Below are 14954 nucleotides of genomic sequence, written 5' to 3'. Positions count from 1 at the left end.
AGGACGGAGGAGCCGAGCGCCATCAGGATCGCCCGGGCGGAAGTCTTGAGCCCGGGTACCGCAGGACATCGATAGTGAGGTGGTCTCCGGTCGAGCAACCGCGATCCCCGCACTCCCGGCAGCATCCCGGTCGGGTCAGCGGACACGAAACGCCGGCGCAGTATGAGGGCCGGCAGGTGGTGTAGCAGTTCCTTCGGGGCCCTGGTGCCATATGGCGCCAGGGCCCCTCCACGCGTTCCATGAGAGAGGTGCAATGACCGCAGACGACTCGTACGACCGTCTTGATGACGACGACTATCCCGCCTACACCATGGGCCGGGCCGCCGAGATGCTCGGCACCACCCAGGGCTTCCTCCGCGCCATCGGCGAAACCCGCCTCATCACCCCGCTCCGCTCCGCAGGCGGACACCGCCGCTACTCCCGCTACCAGCTGCGCATCGCCGCCCGCGCCCGCGAACTCGTCGACCAGGGCACCCCCGTCGAGGCCGCCTGCCGCATCGTCATCCTCGAGGACCAGCTCGAAGAAGCCCAGCGCATCAACGCCGAATTTCGAGGTCGACGCGACGGGAGCGCCGACGCCGGGCGGGGGTGAGGTGCTGGAGGTCGGCGGTGTAGCGGGGGAGGGTTTCGAGAAGGCGATATCGAGGGCGCCGGAGGCCTGGTCCACCCCTACCGCCGCCCAGGCAGGGTTCCTGGGTCCGCTAGTTGCTCTGGCTCCCCAGGCCCGGCCCGGGAATCAGGCGTCGGTGTAGTGGGCGGCGTACTCCTCGCTGGGCGGGACGACGGTGATGACGTCGATCAGCACGCCGTCGGGGGCGGCGACGATGAAGTGGCGCTGGCCGAACTCCTCGGTACGCAGTGGCAGAACCTCGGGCAGGCCGGCCTCCGCCACGAGCCGCTGGTGCTCGGAATCCACGTCGTCCACCTCGAAGTTCAGCAGCAAACCGCCCTCGAGTGCGACCCGGTGGCCCTCGGGCACGGTCGGGTGGGCGTGGTCGAGGAGGGCCAGCTCGTACTGCGGGGCGTCGGGGCGGCGCAAACTGACGTACCAGTCCGCCTCGAAGGTCACCTCGAACCCGAGGTGGCGGGTGTAGAAGTCGCGGGAGGCCGCGACGTTGCGGGTGGCGAGCACCGGGTAGAAGCCGCCGAGCTTGGTCGGGGGCACGGTGGTGAGTTCGTTCGTCATGGCTGAGGTCCTTCAGGTCCATTTCGCATACCCAGGGTATGTGAGTCGTGGCGTTAGCATACCCCCGGTACGCGAAATGGAAAGGGCGGTGCGCTCGATGGCGGTCAACCGGGCGGAGCAGCGGGCGGCGACGCGGCAGGCGCTGCTGGCCGAAGGGCGGCGGCGGTTCGCCGCCGACGGCTACCACCACGTGGTGCTGGCCGAGGTGTCGCAGGCCGCCGGGGTCACCAAGGGGGCCGCCTACCACCACTTCGACAGCAAGGCGGGGCTCTTCCGGGCCGTCGTAGCCGAGGTCCAGCAGGAATTGGGCGAGCGGGTCGCGACCGCAGCCGAGCAGCACGAGGACCTCTGGGAGCAGCTCCGGGCCGGTTGCCGGGCCTTCCTGGCTGCGGGGACCGACCCGGCGGTGCGACAGATCCTGCTGGTCGACGCGCCGACCGTGCTGGGCTGGGATGAGTGGCGGACCCTGGACGAGGAGTCCTCCGCCCGGCACCTCGCAGAGGCCCTGACGGCGCTCGCCGCAGCCGGAATCATCGCCGATCAGCCGGTGGAACCCCTGGCCCGGCTGCTCTCCGGGGCGATGAACGAGGCCGCGCTCTGGATCGCACGGGGCGGAGACCCGCAGGGCGCGGAGCAGGCACTCGACCGACTCCTCGCGGGGCTACGCACCCCCGCCTGACCTCTCGTGCAGACGGTCAGCGCCTTTCGAGTTGATGCAGGGAAGGAGTTGGATCCGCCGCCGGGACACCACCGAGGTGATCACCGGCGCGATCACCGGCACCCTGGCCCACCCGCGCCGAGATGCTCCACCACCTTCGGGGAGACCAGCTTCCCGACTGGATGGACCGCGTCCTGGCCGACGACCTCCCAGCACTGCACTCCCTGGTCAACGGCCTGCGACGCGACTTCGACGCCGTCACCGCCGGGCTCTCCACACCATGGAGCTCGGGCCAGGTCGAGGGCCACGTCACCCGCGTCAAACTCCTCAAACGCATGGGCTACGGCCGAGCCAACCTCGACCTCCTACGCCAACGCGTACTCCTCAGCCCATGACCCTGCGACATCACAAGATCCCCGGCAGAGGCCGATTTTCCAGGGGCCCTTATGGCTGGGAGCTGGTGACTCGTCTCGTCAGAGGTCGACGCGATGCGCCGCAGCCGATGGGTCATCGACGGAGCCGTAGCGCAGGACGACGTGCGTCGGCCGGAACGGCAGGTCGTTCAGGATGGGCGCCATGACGGCGAAGAGTGCATCGGCGTCCGATCCGTAGGCGTAGAGGGCGACCTCGCCGCCTCCGTACTCGTTCCCGTCGAACTCGCCGACGTCGGCTTGCTCGATCGCCTCGGTCAGGAGGGACTGGGCCACGCGGACGGCCTCCCGCTGGGTTGGATCGCCGAGGCCGGCGTCGGCCAGGCGGTAGTGCGCGATGACGGCATGCTCAACGTCGTTTTCTGCTTCGTCTGTATCGGCCATACGGGAAACGTTCTCATCCCGGACCGACGTCCTCGTCGGCCTGGCCGCCCTGCAGGACGCGGAGACCTCGATTTCCTACACCAACATGCACTGCTCGACCCGTGATCCTGCGACATCACAAGATCCCCGACAGAGCCGAAAAACTTGAACGTCGACATTTGTCTTGTGCGAGCCGACGGCGACGCGTGCACCGCCTGCACGTAATAGAAAAGGGCGGCGAAGGAGCGCCGCCCTTTTTTCTGTCTCATGTGCGCCTAACCCTGAGGCTCGTTCCCCCTTGAGTGCCCTTCGGGCGGCTCCCCTGGGGGAAGTCGCTTCGCAACGGCCCCTAAATTAGTTGGCGAAGGTGCGGATCGATTCCTGCAGGGCTGTGAGTGAAGGGTGGTTACGCAGAGTCGGGTACCTGGAGAAAAGATAGTCGAGCGCCCTGAAGGAAAAGTCGCGCGAAGTTTGTACCAGTTCGTCGAACGTGCAGTTGGCTGCGCATCCGCTGTTATCGGCGGCGTGAATTGTACTCCCTGTTTTCCTGAAGTTGATTTCGTTTGAATTCTCTGTAAAGGTGATGGACCCTTTGCCGCTGTCATGCAAGGTGTGGAGCATGTAACTCAAAGACATGGTGAAATCGAGTAGCGGCACGTAAGAATCACCGAGGAATGTTTCCTCGTTGATTGACAGTGATACTCTGCAACTAAAGAAGTCGTAGCGTAGGTCGATTTCGTGTTCAGTGGACAGGTCGGAAAATGCGTTTAGCCTTGCAGGCAGCTCATTTTCGGCATCTGGCGAAAATTCTAGGGTAATCACGCGATCCTCCTTTTGAGGGCCGGGTGCGGCGACTGTCGTCGCCGCACCCGGCTGTGGTTCGGCTAGATGGGGTGTGCGGTTATCACGTAGTTCGTCTCAGGGTCCAGGACTACCCTGATGGCTGTTGCGGGGCGTCTGCCTTCCTTTTTGCCCATGCGTCCGAGCGGTTTGTGGTGATCCAGTTCATAGACGATGCCCGGGCGGTCTCCGGTGTTCTTGGAGACTGTCCCCTCTGCAATTGTCTTATTGATGGCTGCAGAGACTCCGGCGTCGCCTTTGACGTATTTTCCTTCGAATACGCCGGCATCGGGGTCGTTCTTCTGCAAATCGCCACCTTCTCGATGGCGACGCCTAATCTTCAGTAGTGCATCATCGCCGTTTCTCGGATTTATCCAGACGGCTTGTGGGCGGGCGCCACGGGCAGCGAGAGCAAGAGACTCTACACCGGTGAAGACCTTACCTATATCGTCGCCCTTGGCAGCGAACTTGCCTGCGACGACGCCGAGCTTAGCGCCCGGAAGTGGCACGATGGCGGCCGCTGCCCAAGCGCAGGCCTCGGGGGTCTTCTTGGCTGCGCAATCCTTCAGGTCGTCGATGCCGACGGCCGCCGTGAAGATAGGGACGAAGTACGGGTACATCGGGGTGACGCCGTTATCGCTGACCTCGATGCATGACGGTCCAGGGAGGCGGCTGGTGCTTGAGGGAACGCAGACGAGCCGGGGGTTGCTCTTCTTCTCCTTATCCTGGCGGATCCGTTCCTCTTCTTCTGCCTGGCGCTGCAGTCCTTCTTTCCGGTACTTCTCGACGAAGGAGCCGAAGGCGTGCCACTTGGCCTTGTCGGCGGCTTCCGCGTCCTGGCCTGCGGCGACGGATGACTTGTAGGCGTCGTCCGCGGCTTGATAGGCCACGAAGGCCGAGGAGCGGGCCCAGGCGTAGGACGACTCGGCCCGGCGGGCTGAAGCCGCAGCGTCGAACGCGTCGCTGTCGGCTACCGCCGCTGCGCTGCGTGCGGCGGTAGCGGAAGCCGTCGCCTTGTTTGCGGAAGCCTGAGCGGCTGCTGCGGAGTTCTTGGCGTCCTGCGCGTAGCCGGCTGCCGCGTCTGCGGACTTCTGGGCGTTGGCGGCGGCTTCCTGTGCGGCGCCGGCCTCGTTGTTGGCCGTGGCTGCGGACTGGGCTGCCTTCCAGGCGTTCTTTTGTGCGTCCGCCGCGACTGAGGAGGCTTCCGCAATCAACCCTTGGATCTGCTGCCTGTGGGCGGCTGTCTGGTCATCCTTGACCTGGGCGCTGTGACGTCCGTACTGCACGAAGTCGTGCACGAGGGCGGGCGGGCCGGCCAGTGCGATCCGGGCGGCGGCCTTGACTTCCTCCCCCGAGGCGGGGGAGCTGAGCAGGCTCATGGTCACGACGCGCTCGTCGGTCGCTCTTGCTTCGTGCTGCCCCCGCTTGAGGAAGGCGTTGAGCGCGTCCGGGGTGTCTGTTTCGAGTGCCTTCTGGCCGGTCTCCTTGACGGAGGCGCCGCCGGCGGAGACAAGGGAGAGGATCTTCACTCGGTTGTCGGTGCGCGCTGCCGCGTACCGGCCGGTGTGGAGGAACTCCTGCATCTGCTGCGGCGACTGGCCCAGTGCGGCAGTTGCAGCCGTTTTCACCGGCTCCGGTTGGTCAGTGGAGTCGGCGATCCGTTCGATCTGGGCGCGGTTGTCGTCGTTCGCGGCCTGCTTCCAGTCGGTGAGCAGATACTGACGAACTCCCGCGTCGTCTGCCGCGAGGGCTGCGAGGGCGGCTTCCTTGGCCCAGGGGCCCGAGGCGGTGCGAGGCGGCCAGCGGCATGGAGAGGGCGAGGGTGCCGAAGTCGCCGCTGAAACTGGCTGGTACGGCACCACATTCGATCTTCGTCGCGTATTCGCGACGGTCGTAGACGGGTTGGTTGGGCGCCAGTCCGTCCAGGGTGGCGATCAACCGGCGGGGGTCGGTGATGGTGCGGCCTGTCAGACGGGCGGTCCGGTGGCGGGAGAGGTGGTCGGCACGCATGTCGGGTGGGAGCTGGGCCAGGAGGCATTTGCCGACGGCGCTGGCGTGGGCGGCGGCCTTGAAGTCGACCCACTCGTGGACGCGGGGAGTGATCGGCCCGTCAGCCATCTGCGTGATGTGGACTTCGCCGTCGACGTAGCGGGCGAAGTAGACCGCGGCGCCGACGGTGTCCCGGGCCAGGGCGAGTGTGTGCTCCAGTTGGAGAGCCACCCCGCCGGGCGAGGCCAGCCGCTCCAGAGCGGGGCCGGGGCCGTAGACGCCTTCGGCGACTGCGGTGGCGAACTCTTCCTCGACCAGCATCGCCAGCAAGGGGCCGAGCTCTTGGGCGGCCAGGTCTGCGCCCAGCTCGATTCGCCGGACCTCGACGCCCACCCGGTGCTGTTCCAGGAAGGCGACCACGCGATGGGCAGTCTGGGCCTGGCGGAGGGTGTCGTCCTGCCCGCCCAGGGCGACGGCCTGTTGAGCAGCGGCGGCCACCGACGGAGCGCGAAGGCTCAAGGCGGACCAGGACAGGGTCGGCTGGCGGACCTGCAGCTGCTCATCCTCGGCCGCCGCGACGTCCTGGACGCGATTTGCCATGGACGAGCACGCCCGTCCACCCGCGGCAACAAGGGCTCTATCCGCTCGCCCGCCGCATCCGTCAACTCGGCTCGACCAACCGCAGGATCAATGATCAGAAGGCTCGCGGTCCGACTCGCGCACGGTGTCTGCCACGAACCGGCTCAGACGATAGGTGCTCTGCTCCACTGGACGGCGACACAGCGTGTCGATCCGGATCAGTGATTCATCGATTCGCGCCTCCCGAAGACGGCGAAAGCGCGCGCGCAACTCCGCCTGATCCCTTGTCTCAAGGATCACTTCCCACTGTCCCGCGTCCGGCGCGGTGCGAGCAGCCAGCCGCTGCCTCCCGGCCTCTTGCCGCCGCTTCCTCTTCCCCTGTCCTGGCATCGGCCCAGAATCGCCGGCCGACGTCAGCACTGCAAGAACATTGTGCCGAGCACCGCGCCCATGCCCGGTGATTATTTGTCAGACATGAAGAGCTCCTCGCCCGCCCTGCCGCGATCGCCGCCGGCGGCTGGAGGAGCCCTTCACCGTGTACGGGGTAGTACCTGGTGGTCGGAGGCTCAGGCCGGCGGAGTGGGCGGCAGCAGGGTGCTGCCGCCGAGGAGGGGGCACACATGCCACTGTTCAAGCGCAGGGACGACGATGGTGACGGCTGGACCGTCGAGCGAATGAGCACCGGGGAGCTCTTCCGGTGGCGGGTGCGCATGGAGCGCATAGACAACATCCTCCCCCAGTACAAGGAAGCCTTGCAGGCCGCGGCCCGCGAGGAGGGCCAGACCCTGGAGGAGTACGTCGAGTGGGCCGCGAACCTGAGCACCGACCGGATGCATGAGACGCGGGGCCGGATCATGAACGGGCGAGCCAGCCAGCGCGAGGCCACCCTGTACAGCTGCTGGCAGGAAGCCCGAGCCGCTGTGCAGGAAGTTCAGTACCGCATGGAGGTTCGCCCGGGGAAGTTCGCCTGGAGCGGCCGTTAGGTCGGTGCGGTTCTCGTGCGGCGCGCGTTCCAGCGTGGGGGAGGGCTCCCGGCGGCGGAAGTCGGCTGGGTGGCGCCCATACTCCGCACCAGCCGCAGAACGCGTCGTGCGATGACAGCCACCCTGGGGCACACAGCCTTCACCCTTGTGCCACGATCCGAGGTCGAAATGGTGCAGATTGTGACTGTTCGTGTGAGCGTGAGGGCGAGGATTCTGTACCCCGCGTCAAAGGAGTCGCCGTCATGGGCGGTATGCAGGACAAGCGCCAGGAGCCGGGCAAGGGCCGTGAGCAGCAGGAACATCACCGCCCCGGAGACCCCGCGCACCCCCAGCCGGGCAAGTCCCGTGAACAGGGGCAGAAGAAGGGACAGAAAGAGACCTCGCGCCGCCGCGATGACGACCTGTTGCGCGAAGAGGACCTGCACGACGAGGAGCTCTGACTCGCGCGCCGCTCGCCCACGCACGCAGAGCCCGGCCGGGGCCCGTAATCACCCGGCCGGGTTCTGCCACGCCTTCCGACAGGTCCTGAAAACGCCGCCCGTGCTCGTGTGACCGCGCTTCCGTCGACCGTGGCCTAGCCGGTGACCTGGTAGCCGTGCTGCGCCGGCGCCGGCGCCGGCTCGGCGCGATTACCGGCGCCCTTGGCCACCCCGACTCTCGCCCTCGCCCGCCCGACACCGCAGGCCGGCTGCGTGCGGTCGGCCGCACGGTCCTGCTGCGCCCCGGACAGGGGCCGGGGGGACGGTCAGCCGGTCCGCAGGCCCAGTCCGTAGTAGGTGACGTAGTAGCCGTCCACGTACTCGGCCTCGCCGCCGACGATCAGGTCGGTCGGCTCGCTCACCCCCACCGCCTTGGCCGTAGCCACGAGCAGCTCTGCGAGGGCACTGCCCTTCGGTTCGCCGGGACCGCCCCCGTCCACGCGCCACACAGGATCGTCGTCGCTGAAGACCGATGCAGTGCCCGGGTGCTCGGCAACCGTGCCCCAGCCGAGTGCGGCCGGATCGATGTCATCCGGGGCGAAGCAGCCGATCGACAGCCGTTCGCCGCACGTCACGTCGAACAAGATGGGTTCGCCGCGGTCCGTGCGCCCGTAGAACGGCATCCCGATGCTGATGCCGAGAGCGGTGGTCTCGGCGGGCAGCGCTCCCAGGAAGTCGCCCAGCGACCGGGTGACGGTCTCCCAGCTACGGGCAGTCCAGCCGCCGGGGAAGCCGAGGCCGGCGTTGGCCCGGTCGCGATTGCTGCCGAAGAAGCCGCTGATCGAGTGCTCCTCGCCGATGCCCTGGCGCCAGAACCAGTTCTCCGCCGGGTCGGTGGGCTGCAGAACCAGCTCCGGGCCCGTCTTCCCCGCACGCAGTTCCAGCATGTTCGGCCTGTTACGCCAGCGCATGAACGGCGCGCCCCAGATCGGCCCGCTGTCGTAGAAGGGGCCCATGTCGCCGTGCGAACCCATGACGGACGGTTTGCCCAGCGCCGCGGTCACTTCCTGCCGGGCGGCGTGGAAGGCGGCGGCCTGCGCCGCGGCGTCCGCTGGGGCGGTCGCCAGTGGGACCGCGAGCTCCACGTACGACTCGCCGTCGACGTAACGCTCTTCGAACTCGCCGACCGGGCGCAGGCGGGCGTCACCCGAGGAACGGCCCGTCAGGACGGGATCGTGTGCCGTCCCGTTCCAGGCCCAGCCGAGCTCGGCCACCAGGGCCCGCACTCCGTCCGGCGTCCAGCCGCCAGGGTCCGCCGCGACGAGTCGCCGGGCGAGATCCGCGATGGATTCCTCTTCGATGTTGCCCTGTTGTTCGATCATGTGATCATCGTTCCGCATTGCGGGCCGGAGCGTTCCGGCGGGGTGCGCGAGGCCGGTTGTGCGGCCTGCTGAAAGGCGTAGCCGAGGCGAATCCGTCACGCTGGGTGGCGGTGGCGGTGGCGGTGGCGGTGGCGGTGGGTGACGTCCGGGGCGTGCAGGGCCGCCTCGGCGAATGCCAACTGCAGGTCGCGAGTAGCCCCTTCGGCGGGCTGGTGTAGGCGTTCACCAGCGCCGGGACGTTGTTCGGAGGGGGAAGCTACACGCCCTCATCGGTTGACAGGAGCCCCACCTCTGCACCACCCTTTCACTACTTACCTAGTGAAAGGGTGGTGTTGTCGTGCTGGAATACCGCATCGACCGGCGCAGCGGCATCGCCACGTACCTGCAGATCGTCCAGCAGACCAAACAGGCTCTCCGCCTGGGCTTGTTGGAGCCCGGTGACAAATTGCCGACCGCGCGCGAGGTCGTGGAGGCCACCGCCATCAACCCGAACACCGTCCTCAAGGCATATCGCGAGCTGGAACGCGATGGGCTCGTCGAGGCGAAGCGGGGCCTGGGCACCTTCATCCGGAAGTCCCTGGGCAGCGCCCCGGCTGACTCTCCGCTGCGCGACGAACTCGCCGACTGGGCTCAACGGGCCCGGGGCGCCGGGCTGGAACGGGACGACGTGGCCGCGCTCTTCACATCCGTACTGGAACAATATTTCGAGAGGGACGGCGACGCATGACGGAAACCGCGATCGAGGCGGAAGGCCTCGGCCTGCGCTACGGACGCCGGGGAGGCTGGGCGCTGCGCGACTGCTCCTTCCGGCTGTCCAGGGGCCGGGTGTGTGCGCTGGTCGGTCCCAATGGGGCAGGGAAATCATCCCTGTTGACCCTTGCGGCAGGACTCGCGCATCCCACGGAGGGCACCCTTCGCACGGTGCCGCGCGAGACGCTGGCATACGTGGGCCAGGACAAACCCCTCTACCCGCAACTCACCATCGGCGAGACCCTGCGCATGGGCCACGAGCTCAACCCGGGCCGCTGGGACGCGAAGACGGCGCTGCGGATCGTCGAGGCCGGGGGACTCGACCCGCACGCCAAGGTCCGTAGCCTCTCCGGCGGCCAGCGCACCCGGGTTGCCCTGGCCCTGGCCCTCGGCAAGCGCCCCGGCCTGCTCCTCCTGGATGAACCGATGGCCGACCTCGATCCGCTCGCCCGGCACCAGCTCATGGGCACGCTGATGGCCGACGCCGCCGAGAACGGCACCTCGGTGGTGATGTCCTCACACATCCTCACCGAGCTGGAGAGCGCCTGCGATTACCTCCTCCTCGCCGACGGCGGCCGGATCCGCCTCTCCGGCCCCATCGACGAGGTCAATGCGGCCCACCGGTTGCTCACCGGCCCCGTCGCCGCCTCCGCCGAACTCGCTCCGCACACCGTCGTCGAGACCCGTACGACGGGCCGCCAGCTCACCGCACTCGTGCGGCTGCGGGGCTCCGTCGACAGTCGCACCTGGCAGACGACGCACCCGTCCCTGGAGGAGCTCTTGCTCGCCCATCTGCGTTCCCCCGACGCCCCGCCGTTCGCCGCCGAAGGCTCCCTCGCCACCGCGGGGGTGCAGGCATGAGCGCGCTGACGCTGAAGGGCCCGTACTGGGTCACGGTCCGCCAGCACCGGCGCGCCCTGTGGGCGGTGCCTGCCCTGGTGGCTGCCGGCCTGGTCGCGGTGGTCGCCCTGCGCTCGTGGGCCGCCGACCCCTACTCCGAGCGGGTGCCCACCCCGTCCGCGAGCGACGGGTACGACCTGCTGAGGCTCTTCATGGAGTACGCGGGCACGGGCCTGCTGTTCCTGCCGTTGCTGGTGGGGGCTTTCGTAGCCGGCCCGATGACCGCCCGCGAGCTGGAGAGCGGCACCTGGCAGCTCGCCCTCACCCAGTCGTCCACCCCGAAGGCCTGGCTCGGCGCGAAGGTCCTCGTGGCCGCGATGGTGTCGGCACTCGGCTCGGCGGCGCTGGCCGGGGTGTACCGCCTCGGCTGGGTCCGGGTGTCCGGCACCTACCAGCTCCACTGGGCCGACCGCGGATCGTATGAGGCCACCGGCCCGGTGCTCATCGGATACTGCCTGCTCGGCGTGGCCCTCGGAGCCCTCGTCGGCCAGCTGGTCCGGCGCACCCTCGCAGCCATGGCGGTCACCGCCCTCCTCACCGGCCTCACGATGCTGGCCCTCGGCGCCGTGCGGTGGTCGTTCCTTTCCACGGTGACCAACACCATGCCCTTCCCCGGAAACCCGGCGAAACTCATTCCCCACTCAGCCTTGATGAGGGACTCGGGACTCCTTACCGCCTCCGGTGAGCGCCTGCCCGAGTACGCCTGCTTCGAGCGGAGCCAGAACCTGAGCGTCTGCCCCGCCGACATGAACGTCACCGCCCAGTACGCGGAGTTCCACCCGGCCTCGCACTACTGGCCGACGCAGCTCATCGAAACGTCCCTCGTCCTGGCCCTGACCGCCGCTGTTCTCTACGCCGCCTTCCGGCTCGTGCGCGTCCGCCGCGGCTGAACAGGGACTTCTGACGGACGTCGGCTCCTGACGGCCCCGGCGGCCGCACCGGCCGCATCGGCCGGAGCCGGGCAGCCCCTGTCACGGCTCCTTGGCCTCCGTTGGGCGGCAGTTGCTGATCTCTGGGCGGGGAATGTCCACGAGAAATGAAGCCGGTGCATGAGGACGGCCCGCCACCCAGAGGGTGGCGGGCCGTCGACTGCTTGCTTCTGAACCTGCCGGTGCAGGTTCAGGGACTTGTCCTGGCAGACGAACCCGCCACCACCTGCTACCTGCCGGAACACCAAGCCTTCGTCCGGTGGCTCGGCGCCGACTCCGAGGCCGACCTGATCGCCGCAGCCAAGGCTGTACTCGCCGACCCCACCACCCAGTGGGAGAAGTGCGGTGTCTGGGAGACGGACGGCCCGGCGGTGCTCATGGACTCCGTCACCGACGGAGCAGAATTGGCCGTCGAGTACCCCGACGGGGGAGGACTGCCGGAGCAGGCCCCCGTCCCGATTCGACCAGGCCGCTGGACAGTCCGCGCCGTCCACGCTTCCCCAAACGACGACACCTCGGTGGGGCTGGTCCAACTCCTGCCCCTTGACGGAGACTCACTCGGGCAGGAGATCGGACATCTCGGGATCGCAACCGGTCAGGCTGCTGCCAGCTCGTACCCACGCGACGGAGCCGGGGGCGCAGCGGTTGTCGTGCCCCGTGTGGCCGGCGGCCCGGCGCAGCGGGGCGCCGGCCCAGGGGTTTGGTTCAGCAGTCGGTGACCTGTCAGCGGGCGAGTACGCCGAACTCGTAGCCGGTGCCGACCTGGGGGTCGACCGGCGGCTTGACGACGACGGTGGGCGAGGTCCCGGCAACCTTGCCGTCCTTCGTGCCGACCGACCAGACCTCCCCCGCGCCTGCCCGGACCGGGATGGTGATCTCGGGCTGCTTGTCGTTGTTGAGGTCCGTGGTCTTGAGATGCCACGGGATGCGGTACGTGCCGGCGGGGCGGGGCAGGCCGGGCGCGTTGTAGGCGTAGAACGCGGAGCCGATGCCGGTGACCCCCTTGGACGAGCTCTTCAGCACGTAGAAGCCGCCACCGCTGATGTAGCAGTGCTCGCACGTGGCCTTCCGCTCACCGGGGGCGCCGACGATCAGCTCGGGGTAGCCGTCCAGGTTGAGGTCGGCCGCGGCGACGGAGGAGCCGAAGCGGTCGGTCCGTTCCACGCTGCCGGGGATGCCGGCGGAGTCCTCGGTGAACGTCCGCACGCTGCGGTTCTCGTCCACGCCGGTGGAGGAGCCGTAGTTGACCCGCACCAGGCCCGCGGCATACTCGGTGTCGATCTGGTTCTCCGCGTCGCCCACCGCGATGTCTCCGTAACCGTCCTTGTCGAAGTCCGCGATGGCGATGCTGTTGCCGCCGCGGATGGTGACCGGGGTGAAGCGCAGTCCGGAGGCACCGCCGAGGAGCACCCGGCCCCGCATCCGTTCGCCCAACTGGGTCTTCTCACCGAGGACGACGAGGTCGTCGATGGCACCCTTGTTGATCCGGCCCACCGCGATCCGGTTCTGCGCCTCCTGCGGACCGAAGACGGGGTAGTCGCGGCCGAGGTCCAACTGCTGCGTCGAGACGGGCGAACCGTCCGCCTTGAAGGGGCCCCGGAAAAGCCGGAGAGAGGTGGAGTAGCCGACGACGAGGTCGGTCTTCCCGTCACCGGTGAAGTCACCGGCCTTCAGGACCACGCCGTAGCCGGGCCTGTCCAACGGGTCGGCCACCGCGGTGCCGCCCTTCAGCCCGGTGGCGCTGCCCCAGATCAGAGCGACCTGCTCGTCCCCCGTGCCCACGGCGAGGTCCGCGTAGCCATCGGCGTTGAAGTCGCCGCTGGTGAGGACCTCCCCGAACCGCCGGCCCTGCGCCGCGTCGCCCGGCACTCCGGGGCTGTTCTGGGTAACAACCTTCAGGCCGGTCTTCTGGGCACCGTACTTGCCGCCGTACGAGACGGTGACGTAGCCCGCGCTCCCCAGCGTCGTGGTGGCCCCGTCCGCGCCCGTGACCTTCACCCCGGCGTCCGGGGAGCCGATGGCCAGGTCGTGGTAGCCGTCGCCGTTGAAGTCGTCGGAGTACCGGCTGGGCGCGGGACCTGCGGTGGCCGCCTCGGCCGGGGTGCCGGTGGAGGCCAACAGGCCTCCGGTGAGTGTAGTGGCCGTCGCGACGAGCGCGATGGCGTGACGGACGTGGCGTCGCACGTTCGTTTCCCCCTGGAAATTCGTTCGGATATACGCCCCCAAGACCGCTCGCGCACTGGAACGGTTGTACGGATTTCCGCGCCGCTTTGAGCCCGGCGCCCTCGCCTCCGCTCCCGCCACACCGATCGAATTGGCCGGCGAGCCACGACGCACGGTCCCGGCCAGAACGCCGCTCACGTGGCGAGGTCGACGCGTACGGTCTCCACCCAGGCCGGGGGCGCGGGCGGGTCCTCCCCGACCAGCGCGGCGATCAGCCGGCAGGACGGTGTCTCGTCCGGCCACGGCGTGTACCCGTCGGTCAGCACGATCACGACGTTCGGCCGGTCGGGCAGGGCCAGGGCTGCGCTGATGCCGACCCGCATGTCCGTGCCCCCGCCGCCGGCCAGGGTCACCTCGCCGGCGCTGCGCACCCGGGTCACGGCGTGTACGTCGGCATCGCAGGCGAGGACGGCGACCCGGTTGCCGCCGACGCCCACCTCCCGCAGGACGCCGGTGACTTCGGCCAGCGCGGCCGCGAGGTCGTCGGGCCCCATCGATCCCGAGGTGTCGATGACGACGGCGACCCGCGGCAGCGGCCTGCGCAGGCTGGGCAGCACCACGCGGCCGCCGAGCGCGGGAGTGCGGCGCGAGGGGCGGCGGTACGTGTAGTCCACCGCGCCGGCCGCCCACGCGGCGGCCTCGCGGACCGCTCCCGACAGGGCTTGGCGCCAGTCGACGGAGGGCTCCAGCAGCCCCTCGGCCCACCGGGCCCAGCCCTCGGGGACCCGGCCCCGGGTGCGCTGGTGGGCCCGTACGGCCTGGGCGGTCTGCCGGCGCAGCGCCTCCGCCTCCACCGGGCCGACCCGGGCGGGGCCGCCGTCCTCGCCCAGCTCCCAGGGTGCGGGGGTGCCGTGCGCGCCGGAGCCGCAGTCCGGCCCGTGGGGAGAGCGGGGTATCGCCGGCAGGTAGGTCTCGAACAGGCCGCCCGTGGGCAGCCCGTAGAGCCTGGGCTCCATCCGTCCCTCGGGCAGCGCCAGCCCGTCGGCGAGCAGGTCGTCGTTGATCTCGCAGTCCTGGGCGATGTTGACCCGGACCGGATCGCGCTGGTCGGCGGCGGGCAGGCGCTCGGCCCGGCCGTGGTGGTCGCGCAGCAGGTGCGCCACCTCGTGGATCCACACCCCGGCCAGCTCGACGACCGGGGTCGCCTCGACGAAGGCGGGCGAGACGTAGCAGCGCCAGTGCCGGTCGACGCCCATGGTGCGCACCCCGGCCGAGGGGACCACGGTCAGGGCGTACAGCGCGGAGGCGAGGTACGGGCGGGCCTCGGCGGCCTTGTAGCGGGCTGCCAGCAGCTTCGCGCGGTCCAAGTCCAAGTCCAATCC

15 protein-coding genes and 3 pseudogenes are annotated in these 14954 nt (G+C 69.1%); 9 read left to right on the top strand and 9 right to left on the bottom strand.

Features of this window, described 5'->3' with window-relative positions:
* Window positions 1–253 precede the first annotated feature (253 nt).
* Entirely contained in the window at window positions 254–592 is a 339-nt protein-coding gene (locus tag AB0447_RS31695; protein WP_366480307.1) for a MerR family transcriptional regulator, read from the top strand.
* 144 nt (window positions 593–736) lie between these two features.
* Here AB0447_RS31695 and AB0447_RS31690 read toward each other — a convergent pair whose 3' ends face one another.
* Window positions 737–1186, bottom strand: a complete 450-nt coding sequence (locus AB0447_RS31690) for a VOC family protein (RefSeq protein WP_366480306.1) — start codon at window positions 1184–1186, stop codon at window positions 737–739.
* 97 nt (window positions 1187–1283) lie between these two features.
* Between AB0447_RS31690 and AB0447_RS31685 the strand changes: the two genes are divergently transcribed.
* Window positions 1284–1865, top strand: coding sequence for a TetR/AcrR family transcriptional regulator (locus tag AB0447_RS31685; protein ID WP_366480326.1), 582 nt, complete (start codon window positions 1284–1286; stop codon window positions 1863–1865).
* A 149-nt stretch (window positions 1866–2014) separates the two neighbouring features.
* Window positions 2015–2239 (top strand): annotated as a pseudogene (locus tag AB0447_RS31680) (transposase); the annotation flags it as partial.
* A 78-nt stretch (window positions 2240–2317) separates the two neighbouring features.
* Here AB0447_RS31680 and AB0447_RS31675 read toward each other — a convergent pair.
* The 5 genes and pseudogenes from AB0447_RS31675 to AB0447_RS31655 all read right to left on the bottom strand — a co-directional run.
* The gene (locus AB0447_RS31675; protein ID WP_366480305.1) at window positions 2318–2659 is read right to left on the bottom strand and encodes a hypothetical protein; all 342 of its coding nucleotides are present in this window, start codon (window positions 2657–2659) and stop codon (window positions 2318–2320) included.
* 333 nt (window positions 2660–2992) lie between these two features.
* The gene (locus AB0447_RS31670) at window positions 2993–3460 is read right to left on the bottom strand and encodes a hypothetical protein (RefSeq protein WP_366480304.1); all 468 of its coding nucleotides are present in this window, start codon (window positions 3458–3460) and stop codon (window positions 2993–2995) included.
* Between the two features lie 62 nt (window positions 3461–3522).
* Entirely contained in the window at window positions 3523–5106 is a 1584-nt protein-coding gene (locus AB0447_RS31665; protein ID WP_366480325.1) for an ALF repeat-containing protein, read from the bottom strand.
* Between the two features lie 108 nt (window positions 5107–5214).
* A pseudogene (locus AB0447_RS31660) lies at window positions 5215–5337 on the bottom strand (hypothetical protein); the annotation flags it as partial.
* Window positions 5336–5596: pseudogene (locus AB0447_RS31655) on the bottom strand (IclR family transcriptional regulator C-terminal domain-containing protein); the annotation flags it as partial. The pseudogenes AB0447_RS31655 and AB0447_RS31660, both read right to left, overlap by 2 nt.
* Before the next feature lie 1070 nt (window positions 5597–6666).
* Here AB0447_RS31655 and AB0447_RS31650 point away from each other — a divergent pair.
* Entirely contained in the window at window positions 6667–7029 is a 363-nt protein-coding gene (locus AB0447_RS31650; protein WP_366480303.1) for a hypothetical protein, read from the top strand.
* Between the two features lie 242 nt (window positions 7030–7271).
* A complete protein-coding gene (locus AB0447_RS31645; RefSeq protein ID WP_366480302.1) occupies window positions 7272–7469 on the top strand; it encodes a hypothetical protein in 198 nt (65 codons plus the stop codon).
* 305 nt (window positions 7470–7774) lie between these two features.
* On the opposite strand, the gene AB0447_RS31640 is transcribed toward AB0447_RS31645, so the two are convergent.
* A complete protein-coding gene (locus AB0447_RS31640; RefSeq protein ID WP_366480301.1) occupies window positions 7775–8830 on the bottom strand; it encodes a hypothetical protein in 1056 nt (351 codons plus the stop codon).
* A 337-nt stretch (window positions 8831–9167) separates the two neighbouring features.
* On the opposite strand from AB0447_RS31640, the gene AB0447_RS31635 reads away from it, so the two are divergent.
* From AB0447_RS31635 to AB0447_RS31620, 4 genes are all read left to right on the top strand, one after another.
* Window positions 9168–9557: a GntR family transcriptional regulator gene (locus AB0447_RS31635; protein WP_366480300.1), complete on the top strand. Its 390-nt coding sequence runs from the start codon at window positions 9168–9170 to the stop codon at window positions 9555–9557.
* Window positions 9554–10441: an ABC transporter ATP-binding protein gene (locus AB0447_RS31630; RefSeq protein ID WP_366480299.1), complete on the top strand. Its 888-nt coding sequence runs from the start codon at window positions 9554–9556 to the stop codon at window positions 10439–10441. The genes AB0447_RS31635 and AB0447_RS31630 overlap by 4 nt, the downstream gene beginning before the upstream one ends.
* Window positions 10438–11370, top strand: coding sequence for an ABC transporter permease (locus AB0447_RS31625; RefSeq protein WP_366480298.1), 933 nt, complete (start codon window positions 10438–10440; stop codon window positions 11368–11370). The genes AB0447_RS31630 and AB0447_RS31625 overlap by 4 nt, the downstream gene beginning before the upstream one ends.
* Before the next feature lie 146 nt (window positions 11371–11516).
* The gene (locus tag AB0447_RS31620) at window positions 11517–12128 is read left to right on the top strand and encodes an Imm21 family immunity protein (RefSeq protein WP_366480297.1); all 612 of its coding nucleotides are present in this window, start codon (window positions 11517–11519) and stop codon (window positions 12126–12128) included.
* Between the two features lie 4 nt (window positions 12129–12132).
* Here AB0447_RS31620 and AB0447_RS31615 read toward each other — a convergent pair whose 3' ends face one another.
* Window positions 12133–13593 carry an FG-GAP and VCBS repeat-containing protein gene (locus AB0447_RS31615; protein ID WP_366480296.1) on the bottom strand — a complete coding sequence of 487 codons (1461 nt, stop codon included), beginning with the start codon at window positions 13591–13593 and terminating at the stop codon, window positions 12133–12135.
* A gap of 173 nt (window positions 13594–13766) precedes the next feature.
* Window positions 13767–14951: a VWA-like domain-containing protein gene (locus AB0447_RS31610; protein WP_366480295.1), complete on the bottom strand. Its 1185-nt coding sequence runs from the start codon at window positions 14949–14951 to the stop codon at window positions 13767–13769.
* Between the last annotated feature and the right edge of the window lie 3 nt (window positions 14952–14954).

This window comes from Streptomyces sp. NPDC051211 (assembly GCF_040689505.1).
In the GTDB taxonomy this organism is placed as follows: domain Bacteria; phylum Actinomycetota; class Actinomycetes; order Streptomycetales; family Streptomycetaceae; genus Streptomyces.
The sequence above is the reverse complement of the archived record's forward strand: the minus strand, read 5'-3'. Positions and strand labels throughout refer to the sequence as shown.

Excerpts from the sequence above, each read along its gene's own strand:
- AB0447_RS31625 (WP_366480298.1), top strand. The coding sequence starts at position 10,438 with ATGAGCGCGCTGACGCTGAAGGGCCCGTACTGGGTCACGGTCCGCCAG.
- AB0447_RS31620 (WP_366480297.1), top strand. The coding sequence starts at position 11,517 with ATGAAGCCGGTGCATGAGGACGGCCCGCCACCCAGAGGGTGGCGGGCC.
- AB0447_RS31630 (WP_366480299.1), top strand. The coding sequence starts at position 9,554 with ATGACGGAAACCGCGATCGAGGCGGAAGGCCTCGGCCTGCGCTACGGA.
- AB0447_RS31685 (WP_366480326.1), top strand. The coding sequence starts at position 1,284 with ATGGCGGTCAACCGGGCGGAGCAGCGGGCGGCGACGCGGCAGGCGCTG.
- AB0447_RS31645 (WP_366480302.1), top strand. The coding sequence starts at position 7,272 with ATGGGCGGTATGCAGGACAAGCGCCAGGAGCCGGGCAAGGGCCGTGAG.
- AB0447_RS31690 (WP_366480306.1), bottom strand. The coding sequence starts at position 1,186 with ATGACGAACGAACTCACCACCGTGCCCCCGACCAAGCTCGGCGGCTTC.
- AB0447_RS31675 (WP_366480305.1), bottom strand. The coding sequence starts at position 2,659 with ATGGCCGATACAGACGAAGCAGAAAACGACGTTGAGCATGCCGTCATC.
- AB0447_RS31650 (WP_366480303.1), top strand. The coding sequence starts at position 6,667 with ATGCCACTGTTCAAGCGCAGGGACGACGATGGTGACGGCTGGACCGTC.
- AB0447_RS31640 (WP_366480301.1), bottom strand. The coding sequence starts at position 8,830 with ATGATCGAACAACAGGGCAACATCGAAGAGGAATCCATCGCGGATCTC.
- AB0447_RS31695 (WP_366480307.1), top strand. The coding sequence starts at position 254 with ATGACCGCAGACGACTCGTACGACCGTCTTGATGACGACGACTATCCC.